The 26,812-nt window shown below is 43.1% G+C and carries 17 protein-coding genes; 5 read left to right on the forward strand and 12 right to left on the reverse strand.

Features of this window, described 5'->3' with window-relative positions:
* Positions 1–1,878: 1,878 nt before the first annotated feature.
* The 5 genes from ACFFSY_RS18955 to ACFFSY_RS18975 form a co-directional block, all read right to left on the reverse strand.
* Positions 1,879–4,200 (reverse strand): beta-galactosidase, encoded by a 2,322-nt coding sequence (locus ACFFSY_RS18955; RefSeq protein WP_377496906.1) that lies wholly within the window; start codon positions 4,198–4,200, stop codon positions 1,879–1,881.
* A 24-nt stretch (positions 4,201–4,224) separates the two neighbouring features.
* Positions 4,225–5,091 carry a glycoside hydrolase family 43 protein gene (locus tag ACFFSY_RS18960; RefSeq protein ID WP_377496908.1) on the reverse strand — a complete coding sequence of 289 codons (867 nt, stop codon included), beginning with the start codon at positions 5,089–5,091 and terminating at the stop codon, positions 4,225–4,227.
* Between the two features lie 159 nt (positions 5,092–5,250).
* Positions 5,251–6,900 (reverse strand): type 2 periplasmic-binding domain-containing protein, encoded by a 1,650-nt coding sequence (locus ACFFSY_RS18965; protein ID WP_377496910.1) that lies wholly within the window; start codon positions 6,898–6,900, stop codon positions 5,251–5,253.
* A 66-nt stretch (positions 6,901–6,966) separates the two neighbouring features.
* Positions 6,967–7,857 carry a carbohydrate ABC transporter permease gene (locus ACFFSY_RS18970; protein ID WP_377496912.1) on the reverse strand — a complete coding sequence of 297 codons (891 nt, stop codon included), beginning with the start codon at positions 7,855–7,857 and terminating at the stop codon, positions 6,967–6,969.
* Between the two features lie 12 nt (positions 7,858–7,869).
* Positions 7,870–8,829, reverse strand: coding sequence for an ABC transporter permease (locus ACFFSY_RS18975; protein WP_377496914.1), 960 nt, complete (start codon positions 8,827–8,829; stop codon positions 7,870–7,872).
* Between the two features lie 196 nt (positions 8,830–9,025).
* On the opposite strand from ACFFSY_RS18975, the gene ACFFSY_RS18980 reads away from it, so the two are divergent.
* Both ACFFSY_RS18980 and ACFFSY_RS18985 read left to right on the forward strand, forming a co-directional pair.
* Positions 9,026–10,762: a sensor histidine kinase gene (locus tag ACFFSY_RS18980; protein ID WP_377496916.1), complete on the forward strand. Its 1,737-nt coding sequence runs from the start codon at positions 9,026–9,028 to the stop codon at positions 10,760–10,762.
* A 1-nt stretch (position 10,763) separates the two neighbouring features.
* A complete protein-coding gene (locus ACFFSY_RS18985) occupies positions 10,764–11,552 on the forward strand; it encodes a response regulator transcription factor (protein WP_377496918.1) in 789 nt (262 codons plus the stop codon).
* Between the two features lie 403 nt (positions 11,553–11,955).
* On the opposite strand, the gene ACFFSY_RS18990 is transcribed toward ACFFSY_RS18985, so the two are convergent.
* The 4 genes from ACFFSY_RS18990 to ACFFSY_RS19005 form a co-directional block, all read right to left on the reverse strand.
* Positions 11,956–13,434, reverse strand: a complete 1,479-nt coding sequence (locus ACFFSY_RS18990) for an alpha-N-arabinofuranosidase (protein WP_377496920.1) — start codon at positions 13,432–13,434, stop codon at positions 11,956–11,958.
* A gap of 96 nt (positions 13,435–13,530) precedes the next feature.
* Positions 13,531–15,126: an extracellular solute-binding protein gene (locus tag ACFFSY_RS18995; protein ID WP_377496922.1), complete on the reverse strand. Its 1,596-nt coding sequence runs from the start codon at positions 15,124–15,126 to the stop codon at positions 13,531–13,533.
* A gap of 53 nt (positions 15,127–15,179) precedes the next feature.
* On the reverse strand, positions 15,180–16,061 hold the full coding sequence (locus tag ACFFSY_RS19000; protein WP_377496924.1) for a carbohydrate ABC transporter permease: 882 nt from the start codon (positions 16,059–16,061) through the stop codon (positions 15,180–15,182).
* 12 nt (positions 16,062–16,073) lie between these two features.
* On the reverse strand, positions 16,074–17,000 hold the full coding sequence (locus ACFFSY_RS19005) for an ABC transporter permease (RefSeq protein WP_377496926.1): 927 nt from the start codon (positions 16,998–17,000) through the stop codon (positions 16,074–16,076).
* Between the two features lie 402 nt (positions 17,001–17,402).
* Between ACFFSY_RS19005 and ACFFSY_RS19010 the strand changes: the two genes are divergently transcribed.
* The 3 genes from ACFFSY_RS19010 (at position 17,403) to ACFFSY_RS19020 (ending at position 21,166) form a co-directional block, all read left to right on the forward strand.
* Positions 17,403–18,998, forward strand: a complete 1,596-nt coding sequence (locus ACFFSY_RS19010; protein ID WP_377496928.1) for a response regulator transcription factor — start codon at positions 17,403–17,405, stop codon at positions 18,996–18,998.
* The gene (locus tag ACFFSY_RS19015; RefSeq protein ID WP_377496931.1) at positions 18,995–20,755 is read left to right on the forward strand and encodes a cache domain-containing sensor histidine kinase; all 1,761 of its coding nucleotides are present in this window, start codon (positions 18,995–18,997) and stop codon (positions 20,753–20,755) included. Before ACFFSY_RS19010 ends, ACFFSY_RS19015 begins: the two co-directional genes overlap by 4 nt.
* Before the next feature lie 198 nt (positions 20,756–20,953).
* Positions 20,954–21,166 (forward strand): RNA chaperone Hfq, encoded by a 213-nt coding sequence (locus tag ACFFSY_RS19020; RefSeq protein ID WP_377496933.1) that lies wholly within the window; start codon positions 20,954–20,956, stop codon positions 21,164–21,166.
* A gap of 314 nt (positions 21,167–21,480) precedes the next feature.
* Here the strand turns inward: ACFFSY_RS19020 and ACFFSY_RS19025 are convergent, their stop codons facing one another.
* From ACFFSY_RS19025 to ACFFSY_RS19035, 3 genes are all read right to left on the reverse strand, one after another.
* Positions 21,481–23,076, reverse strand: coding sequence for an ABC transporter substrate-binding protein (locus ACFFSY_RS19025; RefSeq protein WP_377496936.1), 1,596 nt, complete (start codon positions 23,074–23,076; stop codon positions 21,481–21,483).
* Positions 23,077–23,127: 51 nt separating this feature from the next.
* Positions 23,128–23,553, reverse strand: a complete 426-nt coding sequence (locus tag ACFFSY_RS19030) for a hypothetical protein (RefSeq protein ID WP_377496938.1) — start codon at positions 23,551–23,553, stop codon at positions 23,128–23,130.
* A 694-nt stretch (positions 23,554–24,247) separates the two neighbouring features.
* Positions 24,248–25,633: a glycosyl hydrolase 53 family protein gene (locus ACFFSY_RS19035; RefSeq protein WP_377496940.1), complete on the reverse strand. Its 1,386-nt coding sequence runs from the start codon at positions 25,631–25,633 to the stop codon at positions 24,248–24,250.
* Positions 25,634–26,812: the final 1,179 nt, after the last annotated feature.

Genomic DNA, 26,812 nt, shown 5'->3' on the forward strand with positions numbered 1-26,812 from the left:
CAGCTTGACATCAGCATAGGTGTAATTGATGGCAAGATGTTCCGCTACTTCATGTCCATGCCGCTGATGGAATACCGGACGAAGGAACTCGACTTCCCGTTCGAGGCCATCTATTACAATTAAATTATCACTACGTGAATGAGGCACAATAGCATGAATAGACGCTTCTCTTGTACGTTTCGAGATTCCGAGCTCCTTCGCACTCTCCCGTCGAGTCCGTACTCCTCCGCCAGACGATTTCTTCCCAGCCGTCCAAAAATAAAAACCAGGGAGTAGCTGCTGATCTCCATGTACTTTTGTTTAATTCCAGTCCGAAAAAACCAGTTGCTGTGAAATTCCTAGATACTCTTATTTGTAGTCAGGGCGGCGAATGGTTTTGACCACGAAATTTCGCATTACAAAAGCTCCTCTCCGATGATATATGGGAAGGAATCGGCTGACGCCTCCGCGTATTTGTAGGCTCCGTTACCGGAACAGCGGCGGGCGTGGTTACCGCACAGCAGCGCTTTGGCACCATAATAATCGATCAGTTGTTGCTGCGCACTCGTCCATTTAAAGAAACAGCGTGGCAGGACAAGACCAGAAATTAAAGTCTTGGACTGCCGCTGTTAATCATCTATTTAAATGCATAGATGACAAACGCTTCCCGAATTTTGTTACGCGGTACCGTGATGATTAAAAGCAAGCATGTTACGACCCATACACTGATCAAGATGATCTTTCCATTGTCATAACTGATCAAGATGATCTTTCCATTGTCATAGCAAGATGTACCTCGGTTACATAAGGTTACACACAGCTACAGTATTGCCAAAAAAATACGATCATAATTTTGAGTTCTTCTGCCCGTTAGCTGAACGGCAAAAGAACTAGAAATAGAAAATCATTAACAACATGAAAATTATGATAGGAGATATCGCTATTGCATATAGTGGCCGCAAATGATGTAAGCGAATCATAGGGAACATCATGCAGTAAAATAACACCGACAAAGGCCAAGACCAACCATGATGGTAAGTCATAAAACCATTTTCTTTGCCAATCCATTCTAATGATGAATAGATAATTATCCACTTTAAAAAGTGGCTGACTATTGCGACCTTCTTAATTGGATAGTTGGAAAGAAAAAGCATGATAGTATAAATTATCGCTAACTAGTTCGTTGGGGATGTTTCGTTCGTGATGCCAAAGATGATATGTGCTATGAGCAATGTATTGATATAGCAAACTCATGCTCCCCATATAGTACATAGTTGGGAGAAACTCCCGCCACCGCTCCCAATTAGCCCATTTCCATGCTGCAATAAAGGCCCAAATCGTTAGTGCAATGTGCAAACAAACCCCATCCTTGGTTGATTTAATTAAAGTTTTCCCGCTTAATAAGTGTATTATTCTGCCAGATAGCGCAACGACGACAGCCGATCGTTCTGGCCGGCTGCCGTCGTTGGTTGCTGAGTTATCGTTCTCCGTAATGCATCAACATTAGTGATGTTTTTCTAGCGTGCTTTCTATCTAAACCATCTCATGTATTTCGTTGATCTTTATATTGCCTGTTGTGTATTTAATTCTCAGTTGGGGACTGTTCAGTAATTTTATTGGTTAAATATTTTGCAGTTACAGCTATGAAAACAGTTGTACCAAAAGAAGCTGTATAGTGCCAACGATTTATCGTGTAGATATTCCAATGAACTAGCAATGGCTGGATCAGGAAAGATGTTGTAGCAGCAAAGAGTATAACTCCTACATATAAAATCTCATTACATGTGTGTTGTAGTAGTGGAATAGCAATAGAAGTACTGCTGGAAAGGCACCTAAGCTATCCGGTAATTACTCCAAATAACTACCATTCATTGTTAGCTAGAACAGTGCGCTATCCGACTATATACTTGTCTGTAGTCCATCTACAACTAACGAAACTCTCCGCACCGGACTGGCAGTTACCCGATGAAATACCGCTTGCTTCTGGCCAATAAAATGCTGTTCTACCGCCATAGTTGCATTCGCATCAAATACGAGCGTACCTTGGCGAAGCGGTGTAGTCTCAAGAACGATTTCACCATTACGGACCTGATCTCTAAACCGAGACAGCCCGATCTCCCATGGAGCTCCATTATGGAAGTGGTCATGAATCAGCTGCCCTCCCGAGAAAGCATAGCCGACATTGCCTGTATACTCGATTTTCAACAGAACATCATCGTTTCCTTGCAGCACTTCCTCGACATCAAGCTTCAGGACTATCTTATGCTCACTAATCGTCTTCAATTCGAATGGAATTGGCAACGAAGCTAGTTCAATCGAATGGTTCAGGGTAGCTCCTGATTCTTCTACGAATTCCGAATAGGTAACGTTCTCTTGTCCATTTACGATCAGTTCAAGATTATCCCCTTGTACGACAATCGGATATTCGGAGAATATCACTCGACGTGTACCGGCAATTTCAACTTCCCATAGCGTCGAGGCCTCTTCTGCTGTCATTACATAGATGCGTACCTCTCTCATCCCTTCACGTGCAATCTTGATCATCGAAGATTTATCCCAAGGGACGACTACCGTATGCTGGTCGTCCTGCTGACGTTCCACCACACACCATTCAGCTGTAAGGTGAAGCAGTTCCCCACTAACAGATAATTCGCCATCGGAATCTTTGGTCATTGCGAAGAAATAAGTTACAGCCTCATCTGACTCCAGATAAGTTACGGGCTGTGCGGTTGCGTAGTTCAACTGCAATCCATCCATATCGAAGTTAAATGGAAGCATCATAGATGCATGACGAGGCACTCGTAACACCGACCTCTGAGGGAATGTAAGCGAGCGTCCTTCTGCCAGTTCGATCGTAAAGCGGACATTATCATGTGCCTCCATCTCGACATGATCCTGATAATTATTGATGAACAAGTATCCCGTATGACCGTCTGTACGTACCGCGTACCGAAGCGACGACGAATCTTCCGGACGAATGGAAGCCGCTTCTTCCGGGAGTAGTGTACCGAGAGGAGCTAGTCGCTCTCCAAAGTGTTTAAGGAAATATAATAATGGTCTCAGGAGGTGACTGGACCTTCTAATCTGTCCAAATTCTCCAATCGGCGCCTGAAAGTCATACGTAATTCTAGGTGTCGTACTCTCATTCAAATAGCCTGTCTTCCCGAACGGATTCGTACCTCCATGGAACATATAATAACCAATGAAGTTACAGCCGCCGGCGATCTTCACTAATGTCATCGCAACAACGCTCTCCGGATCCACCTGGAATCTCGACAAATACCAGGTTTGCATACCTCCACCCATCTCGCAGCAAGCATAAGGATATCTCGACTTGGAATAAGGCGGCTTAAAATCAACAGTTTGTGACTCGTCCTCGTGATAGCTCACGAAGGTATACTCCCCTGTTGGCTTTTGGTGCGGATTTTTATCGCTAATACTCCACGGTGTATAAGCATATCCCCCATACAAAGGCAGAACCTCATCTTCAAGCCACGGCGCTGCTCCCCAACCGGTACTCGTATAGATTGGCGCATCCATTCCTGCGGAGACGACAAATTGCTTAAGATGCCGCATATGCTCTATACCTTCATGTCCGGATACTCCACCGTTCAGGTACTCGTCCCCTTGCTTCGCTGTCATTTCCCACAGCGCGGCCGCTGCATTCAATTCGTTCTCTAGCTGAATACCGATAACAGGTCCGCAGTCACGGAACATCAAGCCTTCTGCTTGCTTGCCGATCTGATCGAAAAACAAACGTACATAATTCAAATAGCCTTCGTCGTTCGAGCGAACATCGAATGTTCTGCCAAACAACCAATCAGGCAGACCACCGTTACGTACTTCACCATGGCAGAAGGGTCCAACACGGAGAATAATGTACAACCCTTGCTTACTACACAATTCGATGAAGCGCCGCAGGTTACGATTACCCTTCCATTCGAACACGCTTTCGATTTCCTCATGATGATTCCAGAAGATGTAGGTGGCGATCACGTTAATGCCAGACAGCTTCATCTTTGCGATCTCAGATTCCCAATCCGATTCCGGATAACGTGAATAATGGAATTCTCCACAGATAGCAAAGAACGGGCTGCCGTTTATCTCCATGTAGTAGTTTGTAAATCCAATCGTTACCCCATCGGGGTTTACACCACCGAGCTTAAGTGAGGATCGGTAAATTCTTTTCGTCGAAACTTGGGCATTCAATTTGTATTCCATACTCTCGTCTCCCTTCATTCCTTGTTATTTCAATTTCAAGCTACCTTCGCGCTCCGTGACAGGCAAGAAAATGGCTCGTTCATTGGGTGAATTGTTAGGTGTATGAATCGTAAGCATTAACTCACCGTCAAACTTATGAAAGAGCATGCCATGACCGCCATCTTCCGCATAAAGTGGCAACTCCTCATGTGTCCATGGACCAACCACGTTACCAGAAGCTGATCGGGCAATACCGATTGTATAGCCTTTCTCCCCTCCGCTTGACCATAGAAGCAAGAGTTCCTCTTGCTGATTCTTATAAATAAATGGTCCATCGGTGACATAGGTTGTCCCATCCCACGTTTTCGTCCATGGTGCTTCTGAAGCTTGAAATAAGATGACCGGTTCGCCGTCAGGCGACCGCAGATCTTTAGTGAGTCTTATCGCGCACATCTTGCCATCCTGCACTTGAAGCCATTCATGGCAGAATATCATCCATGGTGTGCCATCTTGGTCGACATGCAGTGTACCGTCCAGGCACTCCCAATCGATAGGCGTCACTGGTGCTTCCGTAATCGTCACGAAAGGACCCAGGGGATTATCTGCCTTGAGAATTTGAGTTGCCCGGCACTTCCCCTCAGCTTTAAAGCTGGCGAACATATAGAAACTTCCTTCGTACAAATACACCTCAGGTGCCCAGTAATGACGATCTGCCCAGAAGTCAGCTTCAGGACGAAAGGCAGGGAAAGGTCCTTCCCATTGCTCTAGATCAGAGCTATGGTATACATCGAATCCCGTTGCCGGGCCCTCCCATACGTTTTCATCGGTTGTTCCATATAGAAAATAGGTATGATTAGAAGCATCCGACAAAATAAAAGGATCGCGGATTCGAATTTCACTTGTTGTTAACATGTTCACGTCACCTCTAATTTTTGCAACTTAAAAACAATAGCACTTAGGATAACCTCAGAAAACTCAACAATGCTATGATTATCTGTAAATCTCAATACAATTGATAGCGAACACGATCTAAACAAAGAAGCCGCTGGAAGTGGCGGCTTCTTCATTCCATTATTGGTTATTTGGCCAAGCGAATTTGAGGCCGAGCTTCTCTTTAGCGGCTTGGAATGCTTTGTTTTTGTAATCGTAAAGCTCCTGGAAGCCAAGTTTGTCTTCTTGCGCAAGCATCTCTTTGTATAGAGCATCAATTTCCGCTGAATCCTTCGCAAGAATCATCTTAGCTTGCATTTTGGTGCGGTAATCCGTGATCTTCGCTTCAATACCTGATTCTTTCGTACCACCTTGAACCGTAGTTGCTTCAAATGCAAGATCGTTATATGCATATTTCTCGAAGAACTGATCATGTTCAACCGTCAATTTCTCAAATGGATTTGTCGGTGCTGGCCATGTCCGCTTGATTGGAATCCAGTTCAGGAGCCAGCCAAACGAATCGTTACCATATTTAAGTTTAGCGCCATCTGGATCAGCCGCGAAGTCTTTGACACGTTGCTCTGTAAATTTGACTTTACCGTTCTCATCATAAACCCATGCAATATCTTTAGGACCATAGTAAAGGTTAAGAGACATTTCATCAGTCGATAAGTACTGGAATAGACTAATAATGCGATCTTGATACTTGCTCTTGCTGGAGATCATCGAGAGCGTCCAACCGGACATTGCACTTGGTGTGAAGTGCATTTCGTTGCCTGCATCGCCTGTGATTGGACCTACAGGAACATACGTCGCATTGTTGTCGTGCTGATATAGTGCATCCCATGTTAGGAGCGAATTCATTTTGGCGAACACACTACCTGCATTGACTTTTTCTTTCTTCTGATCGTCTGTCAACGTCAGGCTGTCTTCAGGCAGTAAGCCTTGCGTATACAATTGGTTGAGGAATTTGATCGCCTCAAGTGCCTCTGGCGTGTGCATTTTGTCCTGCCAGCTACCGTCTTTCGCTTCAGGTGATGCACCAAACATCTCCATCAAGTTATACAAATCGAAGTACGAAGGAATCATTTTAAAGCCGTTGTACTCTACGCCCGCATCCTTGACTTTCTTCAGTGCGTCGATCGTACCTTGTTTCGTCGTGAAATCCTCGCCTTTAATACCGAGTTGATCCATTATGTCTTTGCGAGCAACCATGTCTACGTGTGTTGCAAGCGTATCGACACCTTCTTGCATCTGTTCAGAGGCGTAGAAGAAGTTTGGAATGCCGTAGAAGTGTCCATCTTCATTCCGATACCAATCTTGTGCCGATTGTGGAACTTGATAATCTGGTGCATATTTCTTGATCAACTCATCCAACGGCGCAACCAGACCTGATTTTTCGAGTACTGTACGTTGTGGAATTACATTCCACATTGTTACAACATCCGGAATATCGCCAGCAGCGATCATTGCGCTCAGTTTCTCATCATTACCGCTTGTAAACTCGATTGAGATTCCCGTTGCATCAGTTACCATTTTGTCTACAAGAACATTCTCTGCATCCCACTGCTTCTTATACCAATCACCATCGACAAACCACTTAATCTTGATTGGAGACTTTTCCTCGGCCGGTGTTGTTGCATCGCCAGTCTTAGCTGAGTTGCCATTCGAAGTTGCAGTTTCGTTGTTTGTATCCGTTTTGTTGTTATTGTTGCCAGAGCATGCCGTCAGGATAGAACTAGTCATCACTACGCTAAGCAGTACTACTGATAGTTTACTCAACTTAACCATCTTTCTTCTCCCCTTTAAAAGTTTACATTCTTTGCGTGTATTGTTAATCCGCAAGAACTGCGGAGATTAACCTTTGATCGATCCGATCATAATACCTTTAACAAAATAACGTTGGAGGAACGGATAAATCACTAAAATCGGTGTAGTCGTAGCAATCATCATAGCGAGTTTTAAAGTCTCTGGGCTGATCTTCTTGGCTTGTTCTGGAACAAGTTGAGCAGCTTGTGCACTCATGCCTTGTGCGAAGTTCGCGTCTGTTACCACCCGCATGAGGAAGAGTTGAATCGTTTGCAGTGACTCAGAAGTGGTAAACATCAATGTGTCGAAATAGGAGTTCCAGTGTGCTACACCGTTGAATAAGGCAAGCGCAGCAAGCGCAGGCTTCGACAGTGAAAGAACGAACTGAAGGAATATACGGTACTCGCCAGCACCGTCAATCTTCGCAGATTCAAAAATCGTCTCTGGAATTGTTCTAAAGAATGACAGCAGGATCATCATGTCCCACACACTAAACAAAGACGGTATGATAAAGACCAAGAAGTTGTCCAACAAGCCAAGATCCCGATATAACAAATAAGTTGGAACCAATCCACCCGCAAAGAACATTGTGATCATAATGTATATCATATAGGCAGGCTTGCCTTTTAGATTGGGTCTCGACATCCCGTATGCGACCAAAGCTGTGAACAACACATGCGTTAGTGTACCAATTAACGTCCTAGCGGCTGTTACAAAGTATGCATGAAAAATGGTACTGTCAGAAAATACCGAAACGTAATTGGCCAAAGTAAACTTCCTTGGCCAGAAATACACCCCGCCACGCATATAGTCCAATCCTTCATTCAAAGATCCGACAATCGAGAACCAGAACGGGGCAACCATGATGAACATAATGACGATCATTATCATATTATTGAGCACGGAAAACCATTTTTCCCCTCTACTTTTAACGGTCATGATTTCTCCCTCCTAGAACAAGCTCTTATCCGAAATTTTGCGGGATAAATAATTGGCGCCGAATAGCAGAATTACAGCGATGATTGATTTCGTTAGTCCAACAGCCGTAGAGTAGGAGTATCTCATCTGTCGAATACCAACTTTATATACATAGGTATCTATCGTCTCACTTGTGTCGAGATTGAGTGGATTTTGGAGTACCAGTATTTGTTCAAAGCCCGTATTCAGAATCGCACTAATGGCAAAAATGAGCATAATGACGATTGTTCCCATGATACTTGGGAGTGTGACATACCACATTTTTTGCAGCTTATTCGCACCATCCATCGTCGCTGCTTCATACAACTCTTGATCCACACCAGAAATAGCAGCGATATATAGAATAGCTCCCCATCCCAGCCCTTTTACCATCTCGCCAATAACGAGAATGCCCCAGAAGTTGTTCGCCTCTCCTAGGAAATTAATTGGCTCCGATATGAAACCTAAAGATTCCAATGCATAGTTAAGCACGCCATTTGTCGGTGATAAGACCGTAATAATTAAGCCCCCGAAGACAACCCATGAGACAAAGTGTGGCAGGTAGGAAACTGTCTGTATAAATCGCTTGAATTTCGGTGAAACCACTTCATTCAGAAGCAACGCAAATATTATGGGTGCCGGGAAACCAAACAATAGATTCAATCCATTAATGGATAAGGTATTACGTAGCACTGTGAAGAAGTTCGGATCTGAGAAAAACTCTTTGAAGTGCTCCCATCCAATCCATGGTGACCCCATCACGCCTTTAAACATGTCATAATCTTTGAATGCAATTAAGATTCCATACATGGGTACATAAGAGAATATGAATAGAAAAACCAATCCTGGCCAAACCATACTTTGCAATTCAAATTGTGATTTTAGCCTGAACCAACTAATTGATTTTAATCCGATATTCCTTGTTTCACTTGCCGTTTTGACGGTGCTGCTCATTACTCTCACTCCTTGCGTTTCCTTGTCTGCTCCATTTTGTTAACGCTTGCAAACTTGATGTATTTATCATAATTCATGTGATATGTCGTAAAAAATATCATGATTTTAGAAATAATACCCTCATTTCAGGTTTTGATGAGAACGCTTTCTAATTGATATATAATGATAATATAAACCTTATAATAAGGAGTTCAGCATGCGAGTAACGTTGAGTAATCTCAGTATTAAACAGCGGTTAACACTGTCATATATCTTGTTTATCCTCATCCCATTCTGCGTTCTCGCGATGCACACCTATGGGCAAACGAGGGCATATCAGAAGGATCAATCTGCTAGTAACATGTCACAAACATTAACGATTCTGAAGAATGGACTGGAAGGAAAGCTAAATCTAGTTGAGAGTATCAGTCACAATATTACCTTCAACACTAGTTTGCAAAGCTTCCTGAGCGACCCATTCAATGTTCAAAACGGTTCGATGGATCAGTATATCCAGTTCATCAAACCAATTGTGTATTATGGACTTCAATACAATCAGGTAGAAGTAAGCAGCATTCGAGTTTATATGAATAACACCAGTATCCCGGAAGGATTCGGCAGCTTTTACTCCAGCAGTGATGTAGAAGATACGGATTGGTATAACAGCTTCATTCACTCGAAACGTCAATCAGCCTGGCTTGCATTTCCTAATGAAGGCTCCTATGCCTATCTTCAGAAGATTGTAACTATGGAAGGTGAATTTCTTGGCGTAACTAGTGTCTCCATCCTCAAGCAAAATTTACTCAATTCACTTGATGATTCGAATAATATTAGTCCAGATATCTACGTTGCCGATGCGAACCATCAGCTCTTATACGGGAGTAGTGCAATTAAACAATCATGGGGCAGCGCGATAAACGATAAAAAACAGTTCGAACAACATGGAAAGCTATATGTCCAGGACCATATTGAGCAATTAGGGTTCACGATTGGAATCGTCTCGCAGATACCCGTTTCTTTACGTTCCTATCAACTATTAACAACATTTGGTTTCATAGCGGCAATTGTCTTATCGATTCTCGTGTTCTACCAAGTACTTAAAACGACATTCATAAAAATTAAAGCGAGCATCCGAGCGATGGATCATTCCATTCGCACCGGTTTTACCGAATTAATCCCAGTAGAGCGCAATGATGAAATTGGTGTTATATCTGAGAAATTCAATACGCTGCTTGCTCAAATCAACACACTCGTCGAGGATCTGATTAGGCATGAAACCGTACACAAAGACGCGCAGTTGAAAGCGCTTCAGGCACAGATCAACCCGCATTTCATCTACAATACGATCAATCTGTTTAGTGCAAAAACAGAGCTCGCCGGCTTGTATGATGTATCAGAGGCGTTCGCAGATTTCGGCCGGATGCTTAGATATAACATGAATAACCAAGCCAAATATTCAACCGTACAGCAAGAGATTCAGCATGTTGTCCATTACATTCAACTTCAGAAGTTGAAATATGGCGATCGGTTGCAATTCAACTGGTATTGTGAAACACAACTGATTAATGCGCCTGTGATCCGTTTCATTCTGCAACCGATTGTCGAGAACAGCATTACACATGGGATGAGAAACCGGAATAATCTCCGGATTCGATTAGATATCGATTGGAATGATCGAGGTGAAGTAAGGATTCACATCCAAGACGATGGATCAGGTATTAACACTGCTCGATTGAGTGAGCTAAACCTCTTCTTCCACCGACGAACCGATATCGGACAACCGCTGCTCGCACATGATACAGGTGAGGGTAACGGGATTGGACTGGGTAACATCAATGACAGGCTTCGCATGTTTTATGGAGACGCTTACGCGATCCATATGGACAGCATTGAAGGAAGCTTCACACAAACTATTCTGACCATACCATTCCAAGAAGAAACGGCGGGAAAATAACATGCTAAACCTCATGATTGTGGATGACGAAGAGCTGATCCGCGAAGACATTAAATCAAAAGTGTTTAGAATTGCACATCCAGCTATCGGTCATATTGAAATGGCTGCCAGCGCTATTGAGGCGAAACAGTTTATGCGCAAGCAAAAACCCGACGTCGTTATTTCCGATATTCGTATGCCAGAAATGGATGGCTTGACCCTGATACGCGAATGTGCGCAGACCGATCCAGAGATGAGGTTTATTGTACTCAGCGGCTATGATGATTACAGTTATGTCCGCGAGGCATTCAAACATGGCATTGTCGATTACCTGCTAAAACCCGTTCGGCTATCCGACCTCGAAATGCAGTTGAATAAAGCAATCCAATTGTGTACACCGCTAAATTTACAAGAGACGCGGCTTTCTTCACCTGGACAGAGTGAAATTATTCTTAAACCAACTCGACAGGAACAAGATTACTCGACTAAATCGATGATCAATATCGTCAAGCAATATATCGAGAGCCGTCCATATGGTGAGGTAACGCTTGCCGAAGTATCTAGTCTGGTCTCCATGAATTATAGCTATTTCAGCACGTGGTTTAAGGATGAAACCGGCCAGACATTCTCCACTTACATCATGACATTGCGCATGGAGAAGGCTATTAAACTGCTGAATAACCCTACCCTACGCATTAACGAAATTGCCTCACAGGTCGGGTACGACAACATTTATCATTTTTCTCGTGCATTCAAAAATTACAGCGGTAAATCACCTACTGAATACCGAAAAATTCCTGGTAACGAGTAGTCTGATTCTTCGCATACCGGCAAATAGAAAAGCAGGAACTGATTCAGTCAGCCCTGCTTTTTATGTTCCTTGTTTTCAGACGGGCAGAGAATCAATCTGAAATGATGATTTCCTCATAAAGGATACATAAAGGGAGACTCCCCCTAAATAAGGAATTCCCTTCATTTATGCCAACGTCCCATAAGGCAATCAGAATAGGCAAGCGGTGCTCTCGTTTCTACCGAACTACCTTGTTAGTGCATGTTTTGTTGTTAATCAGCTCTTCGCAGGCCCAACATGCGGCTAGGCGTTGTTCGCATACTTCCACCTGAACGTTGCAGCGCTCTATAAAGCTGCGGCTTCTTCAGTCAGCGTTCTCTGCATCTATGCAGCTGATCTCTCGAGTGACTTATTGCTAATCTCGCTATCTTAACTCCAACACAGAAACCGAAGCTGGTGGCAGCGTAAATGTTAGTATTCCTTCATGTAATTCTGCCCTATTAAGCGTTGTTGGTCGGAGCCGCTCCGGTGATTCGAACGTATTATGAGCGTCCAACACACGATCTGTAAGTACCCGGCCGGATACAATCGTAAAGCTTCCACCATCAATCACACACTGTATGGTGGCTGATTCTATGTGATTCAAGTTACAGGCGGTCAAGTGAATCATACCTTCATTATCTTTGGAGGCAGACGCACTGATTTGCGGGATGCTTTCTTGTCCATATGTGTAGTCTGGACTTTCATAATCTAGTAATAGCCGATCGGCATCCTGATGTCCCTTATACATGTCGAATACATGGTATGTCGGCGTCAGCAGCATCTTCTCCCCTTCAGTTAGGATCAAAGCCTGCAGCACATTGACCACCTGTGCGATATTTGCCATGCGCACACGGTCACTATATTTATTAAATAGATTCAAGTTAATACCAGCGACTAACGCATCACGGAGCGTATTTTGCTGATATAGAAACCCAGGATTCGTACCGGGCTCAACGTTGTACCAGGTACCCCATTCATCTATGATCAATCCTACCTTTTTCTTCGGATCATAAACGTCCATAATTTTTGAGTGCTGCACGATCAGTGTATCCATACGTAGCGTACGCTTTAAAGTCTCGAACCAGCCCTGTTCATCAAATCCTGTCGCATATCCTTTGTCTGACCAGTCACCTGTTGGAATGGTGTAATAGTGCAAACTCAAACCGTCCATATACTTTGAAGCCTCTCGCATCAGAACTTCTGTCCAATGGTAGTTGTCTTCGTTTGGTCCACATGCAATTCGATATGTTTCGTTGCCATCGTAATTCCTGACATATGTCTGATATATGCGATAAAGATCCGCATAATATTCGGGACGCATATTGCCGCTACAACCCCTATTTTCATTGCCCACGCCAAAATATTTGATCTTCCATGGCAGCTCCCGACCATTCTGCTTCCGCCAGTTTGCCATTGTCGATTCGCCATCGCGAGTCATATACTCGACCCATTCCTGCATCTCTTGCACCGTTCCGCTCCCTACATTCCCGCTGATATACGGCTCGGCCTCAATCAATTCACATAGACGCAGAAACTCATGGGTGCCAAAATGATTATCCTCCACTACACCTCCCCAATTGTTATTTATCATCCGAGCGCGTCTATCAGTAGGCCCAATGCCATCCTTCCAATGATATTCATCCGCAAAGCAGCCCCCTGGCCAACGTAATACCGGAACCCCAACTTTGCGAAGGGCTTCAATGACATCGTTACGTATACCGTCCGTATTCGGTATGTGGGAGTCCTTGCCTACCCATATTCCTTCGTGTATACAACGGCCAAGATGCTGGGAGAAATGACCATAGAGATTACGGTCGATTTTACCCTGTACCTTATTTACAAAAAGACGCATCGGTATCATACAAATTCCCCTTCCTATACTGACTAATAAAAATTTGGGCCGTGTTACCAATGACTGGTATACACGGCCCTTTTTGACTATCTGGCTTGTCTCACCTTATTTGTTTGCAGCCAAGTAGGCATCAACTTGCTTTTGAATTTCAGCTAGCACTTTGTCAGCACCTGCCTCTTTCAGACGATTGCGCAAACTTTGTACATCTTCTTCCACACTACTTTTGATTACGCCATAGACCATCGGCTTTTCGTATTGCTCCAGTACATTATTGATAGTTGCGAGTTCATTTTTCACGTTACTATCATCGAATACGAACGACTGAAGCTTAGGCGTAACTGCTGTTTCGAGCATATTACCGCGCAGCTCTTCATAGTTAGGAATGCCTCCGCCGATTAGCTTATAGAGCTTGTCATTGCGCCATCCCCATGGGCTTGCGCTATCTGGCGCGAAGTTACCGTTCTCGGCAAGCGGAACGATGTTAAGGCCATCGTCTGACAATTTGTAGTGCTTACCTTCGATACCGTATGTCGTGAGATTGAAGTAACGCTCATCATTACGAAGCAAGTCCAGGAACATCATCGCACGTTCCGGATTTTTAGCGTTGCGATTGATTGCCATTCCATTCTGAGTGAATGATTTCAAATCGACCGGATTGCCGTAATTCGAATCCACCGCTACTACATTCCAATCCGGATGCTGCTCTTTTACCGCAATATATTTTGAGTTGGTTGTCAGCAGGTTACCTCCCACGTTCGGAGCTTTGCCATTCAAGAATTCATTGCCGTCAGAAGATTTATTTACCATCGCGCTCTTGGAAATGATACCCTTGTCTACCCATTCCTTGGTTACTTTTACGCCCTCTACGAACGCATCAGTATCTATGAATGGGAACGCCTTTATTGAATCTGCAGTATCATCGTAGTACACATGATAGTTACCGGTTCCGCCTACTTCAAACCAGTTTTTCATCATCTCGGACGGAATATAAGTAGGCATCCCCCACCATGTCGTGCCTCCCCCCATAATTGCTGGGGTTTTCGTATCCTTAGAGAAAGCCTCCAGGTATTTCCTCATACTCTTAGAATCTTTAGTCACGTCATCAAGCGTCAAACCATATTTATCAAGGAGGTCGCCACGAAGCAATGTGAATGCCCCTTGGATTTCCTTATAATTGCTAGGAAGCATGTAGACCTTGCCGTTAATCTTAGCCTGCTCCCAAGCTTCTGGATACATATTGGCTGCAGTAAGCGGCATGTACTTATCGACCATTTCTTTGGTAACCTCAAGGAAACCGCCTTTGCTAGCCTGTGTGTTATATTGCGCCCAGTTTGAAGTATAGATCAGGTCGAAATCGTCGCCGGATGCGAACAAGAGCGGGTATTTTTGAGCCCAATCTGCCCAGGACAGAAAGGTAACGCTTACCGTAGCATTAATATCCTGTTTAAGAAGTTTGTTGACCTCACCGTACACTAAGTCAAAGTCTTTTGGCTTCTCGCCAAGAAGATACATCTTAAGTTCAACTTCTTCTTTAGATGTATCCACAGCTTCTCCATTAGTTGCAGTATTTGACGACGGGGTAGTTTCCGTAGTATTCGAGACAGAATTCTCGTTGTTCGAATTGTTGCCACAACCGGCAAGTACGAACGTCGCCGACAAGGATAACGCGAGGATACTTTTCCACTTGATGCTCTTTTTCATCTTTTGTCCCCTCTTCTTTTACTTATAGTATATAATAATCCGGCAAGCCGGGATTATCCTTTAACTGCGCCTACAGTTATACCTTTGACAAAGTAACGTTGCACGAAAGGATATAGAAGAATTATGGGTCCAGTCGTTACCAGCGTTATCGCCATTTTATAGGAATCAGATGGCATGTCGGACGTTGCAATACCTGCCTGCTCGACCGCATAACTTAAAAATTCCATTCTGCTTAATATCTGATACAAGTAATATTGGAGATTATATAGCTGCGAGTCGTCAACGAAGAGCATCGTGTTGAACCAATCATTCCAATAGTTCAATGCAATGAATAAACCAATCGTGGCTAAGGCTGGCTTCAGCAGTGGCAGCATCAGTCTGATGAAAATCGTAAAATCCCCTGCTCCATCAATCGTTGCAGATTCCCGAATTGCTTCTGGAATCGCACTTACGAAACTACGCATAACTAAGATGTAAAATACATTTAGCAATAAGGGCAGGATCATAACTAAAATGCTGTTTTTCATGTGTAAGTACTTAACAATTAGGATATAGTACGGTACAAGACCTCCACTAAAAAGCGTTGTAAAGTAAAAATAGAAAGCAAAGTGATTACGATATCGAAAATCTTTACAGTTAAGTACATAAGCAGTCATCGTAGTCACCATTAGGCCAAGGAATGAACCAATCGCAGTAACGAAGATTGTAACGCCATATGCCCGCACAAGATCATTCGACGTTTCGAGCAATAGCTTGTACGCTTCACTAGACCAATCTTTTGGCCATAGGCTATATCCATGAAGTGTAATCGCTTCTTGGCTTGAAAAAGACCCAACAATAATCAACCAGAATGGAATGAGACATAGTAAGGCAAATACTCCAACAAATAAATATCCAAACGTGTTAAACCAAACCCGATCTGCTTGTAAACGCATAGGTCCTCCTCCTTAAAACAATGCATAGTCCTTTTGTGTTTTTCGAACGATGTAGTTCACAGTAATTATGATGACGAAGGATAGAACCGATTGATACAATCCCGCGGCAGAAGACATACCAAACTCCTGAATGTTCAATAGTGATCTAACAACAAAAGTATCGATTACATCTGTCGTATCGTAAACCAACCCATTGTCTCCGACAATTTGATAGAACATTTGGAAATCCCCTCGCACAATGCCACCAATTGAGAGCATTAACAAGACAACTGCTGTCGGAATCAATGCAGGAAGCGTGATGTAACGAATACGTTGGAAGACGTTTGCCCCATCCATCTCGGCTGCTTCATATGTTTCTGAGTCAATGTTCGTAATCGCGGCCAAATAGAACACGGTTCCATATCCAACTGATTTCCATGCACTAAAGAAAATAAGAATGAATACCCAGGCTATCGGTTTGGAGTAGACATCAACCGGGCTCATGCCAAACGATTCCAACAACGTATTTAGCGAGCCAAATTCGTAATTAAACACGTTGTAGACAAATGCCGCCACGACTACCCAAGAAATGAAGTACGGTAGAAAAATTGCGGACTGCATAAACTTTCGAATTCGCTTGCCAGCTATTTCAGCTAACAAAATTGCCATTGTGATTTCCAGGATATTATTTACGATTAGAAACACTAGATTATACAGCACCGTGTTTTTCGTTACTCGCAACAATTGACCCGATTCGAAAAAATAACGGAAATTTTCGAATCCAACCCACGGACTTCCGAAGATCCCATCGATGTAATTGTATTTCTTGAACGCAATCAAGACACCGACCATTGGGAAGTAAGCGAATACAAGAAAATAAAGCACTGCTGGCAGAATCATCAGCAACTTTACTTTATGTTTTTTCATCTCCCATAAAAAGCCTTTTCCCACGCTATTCATTTCATTCTCTCCTTCTGCTCCTCATTCACTACCTGTGCTCTGCTTCAAATGATACCTGCGGGGAAGGAAAAAACGTACCGGATAAAGCTATGATTTCGGGTAAAAAAGACTACACTTCAATGCTGATATTTCACGATCTTCGATAAAAATCTACAAGCAGGATCCTCCGCAAGATACTAAATCCTAATGATCTCCCTATAGCTTCTCTCACAGAACCTCATAATGGGAAGCGTTTACATTGTGTGATTACAAAATAATCTTAGCTTTCTAACAAGAGGTTTCGTACCGTAGAAACCTATAATTTCGGGTAAAATAAACAACAAATCAGGTTTTGTATTTGAAAAAAAATGTGGTGACGATAATAATAACTATATGAAGAATTAAAACTGAGGTGTTGCAGCAATGATCCGGCTTCTAATTGTAGACGATGAACAAGCGACCCGTGACGGACTATTGAATTATGTGGAATGGCAGGAACTAGGCATTGATATTGTCAAAACAGCCGCAGACGGTTGGGAGGCGCTGCAGCTGAGTTTCAGCTATAAACCCGATATTGTACTCACAGATGTGAAAATGCCCAGAATGGATGGCATCCAATTCGCTATTAAACTGAGAGAATCACAGCCGCAATGCAAAATTGTGTTCCTAAGCAGTTATGCCGAAAAAGAGTATTTAAAGTCCGCTATCCAATTGAAAGCACTCGATTTTCTCGAAAAACCAGTAAATCTTGACGTCATTCGCAAGGAGCTTCGTCTAGCAGTCAAAGCTTGCCAAGATGAAAGAAAGCAAAGAATGGCAGAGCAGGAAATCCGCACAGAGAATGAGCTCCTGCAACAGGAGCAGCAAGCCTTGTACTTCATATCACGAGATTATGAACATAGTGATAAAAGTAATAAATCAGAATCACCTCTATCTTCTCATCAAACGGGATATGCCTTCGCTACAGCTATTATTAAACTCATGGGCCTTTCCGAGCAGGAACTTCAGCGCTTTATACTTCAAAAGAATGAAATATATGAGCATATTAAGATACGTTTCTCTTTTGCAGGTCTTGAGACACTTCGCGGATTTAAGGACAGCCAACATCTCATCATCCATGCGTATGCCAAAAGTCTTGCGGCACCAGATGAGCTTATTAATCCGCTAGCGCTGATACGTTCCGATTTGCAAACCTTATTTGGCAAGCCTATGCTAACCTTCATTGGCGTCGGCCAACTCGTCCATCGTCCGGAACGACTACTCGATTCTTATCATAGTGCAGCGGTTGCGATTCAACGCCAATTTTTCAAAGGCTACAATCACATTCTCGTATTCCAAGAAGTCCGGCGATCGGCCTCCCTGCAGCCTGCAAGGGGATCTTCATTCGGACCGGCATTTGCGGCATGCCTAGAAGAAGAGAAATTCGAGAAGGCATCTGACATACTTGCCAGTGCAGTGGAGAATTTAAAAGCGAACGAAGATACCCTTGTCAATGATGCCAAGAATGTCTTTTTCGATCTCCTACAAAACCTTTTTAAAGTCGCTGAAAAAAAGAAGATCCTGCTATCGGATCCACAGGATGACAAAGAGTATCTATGGAACCTACTGTATAAGTTCAACACCTTACAAGAGATGGTGTTCTATGCAGAAGGAAAGTTAAGACAATTCTTCACACAGCTACGCGATAAACCTAACTCTGGATATATTGCTGCAGGTATCTTTGAATTCGTACATGCCAACTTTGCCGATCCTGAGCTCTCGATTAAATCAATTGCTGAGCATCTATTCTTGACTCCAAATTATCTAAGCCTTCAATTCAAGAAAGAAACAGGCATGACCATTAACCAATATATTACGGATTTTCGAATAGACAAGGCAAAAGAGCTACTCTCAAACCGACAATATAAGCTATATGAAATCGCAGCTCATGTTGGTATTCAAGACGCAAATTATTTTGCCAAAACCTTTAAGAAGGTAACGGGCTTAACGCCTTCGGAGTTTAAGGAGCGGCATACATGAGAATGGTCAATTCCTTTCGGAACATGAAATTAAAGAACAAGCTCATGCTCCTGAACTCCCTACTAATCCTGATCACGCTTAGTACGCTATCCTATACTTCTTATTCCCAAAGCTCAAGGACGCTTAATACCGAAGTTCTGCATTCGACAAAGCAGCTGCTTTCGCAAACCGAATCGTTCTTATCTTACAAAATTAGCAAGATCATAGATGTATCCGACGCCATCGCTCTTGACAGCAACTTAAATGAAATGCTCTCCCGACCAGTTTCGGAATATGAGCTTTCGGAGCAGTTGCGTGATTTCGGTAATTTAACGCTCAATTTGTCCGCGTTCCAACGAAATGATGATATCTATCGAATTCGTGTCTATATCCCAGATCAATTAGTCTTCTCGGCAGAAGGAATGAATTTTTTCCCTTATAGCCAGTTTATCGATTCCAAGGTGCTATCGGACCTTTCCTATCACTCTGGGAAGACGCTTTGGATTACGGACGAGGACGCAATAGAATCGATGAGGCACCCTGATGTGCAAACTGTCCATTCCATCCGCTTCATCCGAAGTTTGAGCGAACTTGACGTATACTTCGGCCTGCTAGACGTCGATATTCGTGAGGATGTCTTAAACAATATAGTAAGGCGTTCGAATACCTCCGTTAATGGCCGTGCCTATCTGCAGAATTCCAAAGGTCAAATTATTGCAGGATTAGATTCCATCCAACAATCCATAAGTCAGGCAGAATTGCTGGCAATCTCTAAGAAAGATGACCCGTGGCAGTCCATTGAATTGAATGGTGAAGACGTTCTTGTCGGTGTCAAGATGATTGAAGGAACGGATTGGAGCCTGGTATCTCTCGTTCCGCTGCAAGACATCTATGCATCAAGCAACAAAGTAAGAAATCAGACCTTAATGATCATGACCATCCTTGCCGTTGTAGCCAATCTGCTATTGTATTGGATATCAAGTTCTCAAACAAAAAGGATTGGAATGGTAATTCGAAAAATCAGGCGTGTACAGAGTGGCGAGCTCGAACCAGTGAAATCCGATGGCCGCCGTGACGAAGTGGGGGAGCTTGTCGAGAATTTCAACTTCATGATTAGCCGTATGAAGATCATTCTAGAAGATCAATATAAATTGGGCCAAGAGGCAAAGAATGCAGAGCTCAGGGCACTCCATTCCCAGATTAATCCTCATTTTCTATATAACACACTCGACCTCATCAATTGGACTGCTATTCAGCACCGCGTACCGGACATCTCCACTCTTGTCCATTCGCTCAGTCAATTCTACAAACTGAGTCTGAACAAAGGTGAAGAAGTTACTACACTGGGTAAAGAACTGGAACATATTCAATTATATGTGGACATTCAAAACCGAAGGTTCGGGAATACAATTGATCTTAACATGGACTTGGATGAAGCGTTGCTCGATTGCAAAATGCCAAAGATTACGCTGCAGCCAATCATCGAAAATGCAATTCTCCATGGCATTAGAGAAACTGAAGAACGCCGGGGAGAGATCTTCATCTATTCGTTCAGCGAAGCCGATTGCATGGTCCTCGTTATACAGGACAACGGAATTGGTATGTCAGAAGGACTGGTAGAACAATTCAATGGCTCTATGGAATCCGGTGGCGATTGGGAAGGGTATGGTATTCGCAACATTAACTATCGCATTAAACTCTTGTTCGGTCCACAATATGGCCTTCACTTCCAAAGCAGCCCCGGTGAAGGAACGATTGTTGAAATCCGACTGCCGTAAAATGGACAAAGGACGAACACGAGATTAGTGTTCGTCCTTTGTTCATTTCTACCTATCATCTTCTTCTCAATGCCGACATTGCTATAAATAAAGAACTTGACTTTTAGCTGAGAATTATCAGGTACTTGACACACGTGTGCTATATTAGAACGGACAAGCAGTTAAGTCCATCCTTTATAGAGAGAAGGGATAGTCTAAATGAGCGAAAAACACATAGAAGCTGGATTAAATCAAGAATATCAGTTATTCAACTTCAAAAAAAGTAAGCAAGTTTGTACGGTTATAACTACTAAAGGAGTCCCTATTAAAGGAACCGTTGAGTCATACGACAATTTCGTTATTCTTCTTCGTTTATTATCCGGTAAACAAAGTATGATCTATAAACATGCTGTATCCACAATAATTGGGTAGACTTGAAAGCAAGTTTAGGGTGTATCCCCCTAGGCTTCAGGCTGTCGAAAAACCCTCTGATTTTCTGAGATACCGAAAACAGACCCATTATTGAATTCCGACTACCTGAGTAAGTGTTTGATCGTTTCCTATATAACCAAATCAGCGGCAGCTTAGGACCCAGATTCACTCTTAAGCTTCCGCTGGATTGTTTGCCTGAGCAGTCGACGTTAAATAAATTTATCTATCTCATTTTTTGCACACGGATTTCAACTTGCACTGTAATCCCCAACTCTAAGTTATTACCAACATGTATCCTTTCACTTAACAGATTATCACTTGATACCACCATCTAAATAAGCATCCACTTGCTTTTGAATCTCAAAGATAACTTTGTCAGTACCTGCTTCCTTTAGTCGTGCACGTAAAACTTCAATATCAGTATTAACCGTTTTTTTGATAATTCCACTTAATAGCGGTTTTTCATATTGATCGAGAACGTTGGCAATAGAGGCAAGTTCATGTTTCACACTGCTGTCATTAAATATGAACGATTGAAGTTTCGGAATTACAGCTGTCGCTAACATATTGACACGATATTGCTCAAAGTTTGGAATGCTACCGAATACTGTTTTGTACAGATTATCGTCTCTCCACCCCCAAGTACTCAGACTTTCTTGTGCAAACCAACGATTGTGGGGAGGTGTAATAATGTCTTTGGTGCCTAAAATTACTTCGTAATGTTCTCCCTCAATACCATATGTGGTGAGATTAAAATAACGTTCGTCGTTACGGAATAAGTCCAGCAGCATCATTGCTCGTTCCGGGTTATTTGAAAGGCGGGGGATGGATATGCCACCTTCAGTAAACGGCTGTATATTAACTGAGTTTCTATAGTTTGAATCTTCTACAGAAACTTCCCACTCAGGATGTCTGATATTTGCAGTTATATAGTAGGAATTCATAGTTTTTAGATTCCCACTAATAGCAGGTATTCTTCCATTCAAGAATTCAGTGAGTAGATCAAAGCTTGTATTGACTGATGAGCTATTAGTGATCCATCCTTTATCAATCCACTCTTTCATAACGGCTATCCCTTCAGAATAAGCATCAGTTTCAATATAAGGAAAGACTTGTGGTGAATCTTGAGTATTATCATAATAAATGCGGTAGTTCCCTGTTCCACCAATCTCAAACCAATTTTTCATTTCTTCACTCGGAATATAGACTGGCATGCCCTTTAAAGAAGCAACTACTTCAGTGCTCAATAGCATTTTTGAATCCCTGGAGAACGCTTCATAGTACTTTTCAATACTCCTGGTATCTTTCATTACATCCTCTACTTCTAAACCATACTTTTTGAGCAAATCGCCGCGAAGCATAGTAAAGTTGCCTTGAACATCTTTATAGTTATGCGGGATCATGTAGACCTTGCCATTAACTTCGGCTTGTTCCCATGCTTCAGGGTATATACTTGACGCTGACAAAGGCATATATATATCTAACATCTCTTTCGTAATCTCCATAAAACTACCCATTTTAGCCTCTTCACTATATTGTGACCAAGATGCAGTAAATATTAAATCCACTCCATTAGTGTTTAATAATGATGGATATTCCTGGAGCCATTCAGACTCAGGAATGAAAGAGATTTCTAATGTAGCATTAATATCTTGTTTAAGAAGTTTATTTACTTCTCCATATACAAGGTCAAAATCTTTTGGCCTTTCACCAATTAAATACATTTTAAGCTTTACTTGCTTTGAAATATCCACCTTTCCTTCAACCTTCTCTGTAGACGTTGTAACATTATAGTTTATAACGTCCTTTGTCTTGTTAGGATAAATATTTGAAATACGATAAGCAGCAATAGAAGCAATGCAAAACGCAATCAGTGAGAGAAAAATACTCCATAATGGTCTTCGTCTCATACATCTCCTCCTTTCTTTCTTCACTTGAATTACACAACTGAGCTCTAATTTTCAAATAGTATATTTTCGCTGATCGGATGCTGGTTTTTTCGTCATTAGTGTGCTGCTTAAGTTGGTTTTATGGCGCAGCTTTGCTCTTGTTTGGCCCCCGACCAATAACAGTTCCCATGGTTCGTTCACCCAGTGATTCAGTCTTGGTCTTCTTGTTCGTATTGGCTTGTCATCATCGCTTTCTCCATCTTTTTCTACACAATTATCCTCATCGTTATTAGCAGGAATGTCGTGGAGCTCGAACGCTTGAATCATCGCCTCAACCGTCTTCAGCTCTCCGCTGATCACCTGATTGATCGATTCGCACTCCGGCTGCGAGAGTGTTGAACGAGAGTGGAACCCTGAAGACTCAATTTTTCCAGAAAAACGATCGCTCGGCCGCGGCGGAACGTCTGAGCGCTGATGAAATGCTTGTGATGACATCATGTCTCCGGCTACCCGGTGGCCACCGTAGCCGTGATGTCCTCGATGCTCTTTATGTCCATGCTTCCTTCACGCATAAGTGACATCTCTTTTTTGTGTTGTATACAAACGTATACAACATACTTTCGTATACAAATGTATACAATAGACTCTTGGTATGTCAAGAGTTAGCACTAGCGGCTCATTCATCTCAATAAAAATAGGCTGTCCCATCGTGGCCACGTACGACACTGACCTCTTGGGACAACCTTTTCTACTTTAAATACTGTGACACATTTATCTAAATCTCTAATGCAGCACGAACGGCATGCTCGCCGCCTTCAACTTCATATTTAACAATAACTGCCGGTTCATCGTGTAATTGAAGATCGGGCTACCCAGCCGCGCGCCACGCATACACCAAGCGCGTTGCATCGTTGCCGATTTCGGCTACGCAGCGGAACATTGCAGGAAAATGCCAGTATCTGAGCACTAGCTCATTCGGAGCTCAGCGGCTGCATCTGCAATGCGCATAAAATCGGCCTGCAGATTGTTGCCCCTCACTGTCGTTTTCAATTCATGCCTTTTGCCGAGATTGCAATAAACTTGTAAGGTACTAATTGGTTATCCTCTGACCTATAAAAATAATTACTTTTCAAAAACAAAGCCTCAATAGAGAAACCTCGGGACATATCTTCCCGAGGCATGTATTTATATACTACTGGACTTCCCTGAACGTCGCGTCCGCCTGTGCGGCGGAACCACTAATCGGTTCAATCTTCAACTCAAAAGCGAAATGACGAATGTAACGATCCGGGAAGTTGTAAGAACGATAGGATACCCAAGATGAATTCGCTAGTCCCGCTACGCGGGTGAAAGAGGCATCGTTATTGAACGTAGTTGTTCCGTTCGATTTCTCCAACACAAGATTAAAGCTAGAGTGCCGTAAGTAATAGCCTGGGTTATTCACCGATTCGAAAGAAATAGTTCCATTCCCCGCTAGGCCAGGAACAATATGAAATCTTGAATCATCAAGTGGTGTAACGCCCTCATCGATTCGAGCTTTCGTATTGAGATGGCGGAAATATCTACCTTGGAAGTTATACGATTCAATTCTGCGGATATCTGTGCCGGCCCCGCTGGCCTCACGAAACGCGTCCATAGCGACGGTCCACTTCATATTCGTATCGACTGCACCCATTGTGTATCCACCATTATAGCCTGGAGGCGATTCAGGCTCCCAATAGAATACACCAGTGCCAGTTCCTCCAATATTCTTTATTCGATTGATCCAGTTAGTTATTAATGTTTTGTTTTCGGCAGCCTTATTCCATGCTCCTCCGACCTCAACCATGAGAACTGGCTTGTTGTACTGATTTTTAATATATTCCACACGATCAGCCACTGTAGTCAAGTTTGCAAGACCTGCATAGGACGAAAATCCGATCATGTCTGTTTTTCCGCCATTTGCGAAGAAAGCGTTAAGGAACGTTTCAATCTCTGGTCTTTGCGGCCCCGCGAGGTGAATAATGGCTAGTGTTGAAGGTGACGCCGCCTTAACGGCATCATAACCTGCATTGAACAATCCTGCCATCTGTGCGGGATTATATGCAAGGCTACCGGTATAGCCGCATAACCCGGCATTGGTTTCATTGCCAACTTGTACCCACGCTGGAGTAACACCTTGATTCTTCAAAGCAGTCAAATAATTATAGGTATAATTATACAGGGTAGTCTTTAAGTCAGTGTAACTTAGATTCTGCCATGCAACAGGGCACACTTGACGACCGACACTATTCCACGTATCTCCATAGTGGAAATCGATCATAACACTCATGCCTTCATTTTGAACCCGCTTGGCTAAAGCAATTGTTGTCGCCTGATCTAACATCCCGCTGTATGGATCAGTTGAAGGATTGACCCAAGTCCGAATGCGAACCGCATTAATGCCAAAATCCGTCTTCAGAATTTTCAATAGATCGCCTTGAGTGCCATTGCGGTAATAAAATTTATAACCGTTTGCTTCCATGCCAGGAAGCCAGCTTACATCAGCGCCATAAGCAAACGATGGAGCTGCATGGGCTTTTGGAACAGCCGAATACATGAGAAATGCGCCTAGCGAAAGAATTAGACTTAAACATAAGAGTAGTGGACGTTTGAGCACACCATGGATCATGATAGAAACCTACCTCACTTTTTTTATTATTTGTTACTTAACTTAAACTTTTGGGTTGATTCCCCCTTTTAGATAAGAAATCATTGAATTATCTTGAACTCTTATCCTCTAATTTTGTGATAGCGCTTCCAATTCGTGTTACGATTACATCATACCTTCAGTGAATAAGGATTTGTATGGTAAATAACTATAGGAATGAGTAAAATCATCTACAATTTCAAAGAAAGTTTCAGACGTCAATAGCGATATCCACTTTAACATTACACTCTTTTCAATAGCCCTGCAGCGACTGTCAGAGTGAAACAGCGACTGCACAACCCCAGTTGCAGTTCCACAACGCCGTACCACTTTCTGCGGCGGTCACACTTGCCCAGTCGCGGCGACCGGCAGACAGTTAGATTCTCACGCCACGTGATCAGCCACAAACCGAAATACCCGCTTCCCTCTTTTCTTACACCTTTTGTCCGCAATGTATACCGGTCAAGCTCCTAGAGATGCTTACATTGGTGCAGCATGCTCCGCGAACACACTTCAGATTTCTACATCCTGCTGACGGCCTAAACTACCCAGCCATATGGATTTCAATGGCAGCTGGTTCACGACTTGCGCTACAGCTCTGCGGCGCGAGTTGTGTCCGCACTTCCGACCCGACCTGTCTCCATTTCCGCTGACGGTCGCGGCACGTCCGGCATGCGTTAACCAGCGGCAATCGGTTCGATGTTCACGCTGTGCTTATGTGACGCACACCTTCATAGGGTGTGCCGAGCCGGCCATACGGCGACCAATGAGAATCGTTAGGCACGCTCTTACATCGCGGTACAGCGGCGAGCGTCCGAACGCGCGCTTCCGTGTATCTATTCCCCCAACAAGTCTGTAAAATATTCTCGTATTATGAGGTTAGCCAGCTTAATCTGGTTGACCTCATTTTCATTTACAATAGCTGTAGCCGGGGAGGACGATAAAATATCTGGGCAGTAAGCCCGTTACACAAACTGTCCACCTGCTATTGTGCAAACCATGATTAAGCTGGTTGAGACCTAGATCTCGAATAACACGCGAAGCTATGGACGTGCAATGGTTAGTGGGATCCGGTGAACTTACTTGAGG

Origin of the sequence: Paenibacillus aurantiacus, assembly GCF_042431225.1 — a bacterium.
GTDB classification, from domain to species: domain Bacteria; phylum Bacillota; class Bacilli; order Paenibacillales; family Paenibacillaceae; genus Paenibacillus_Z; species Paenibacillus_Z aurantiacus.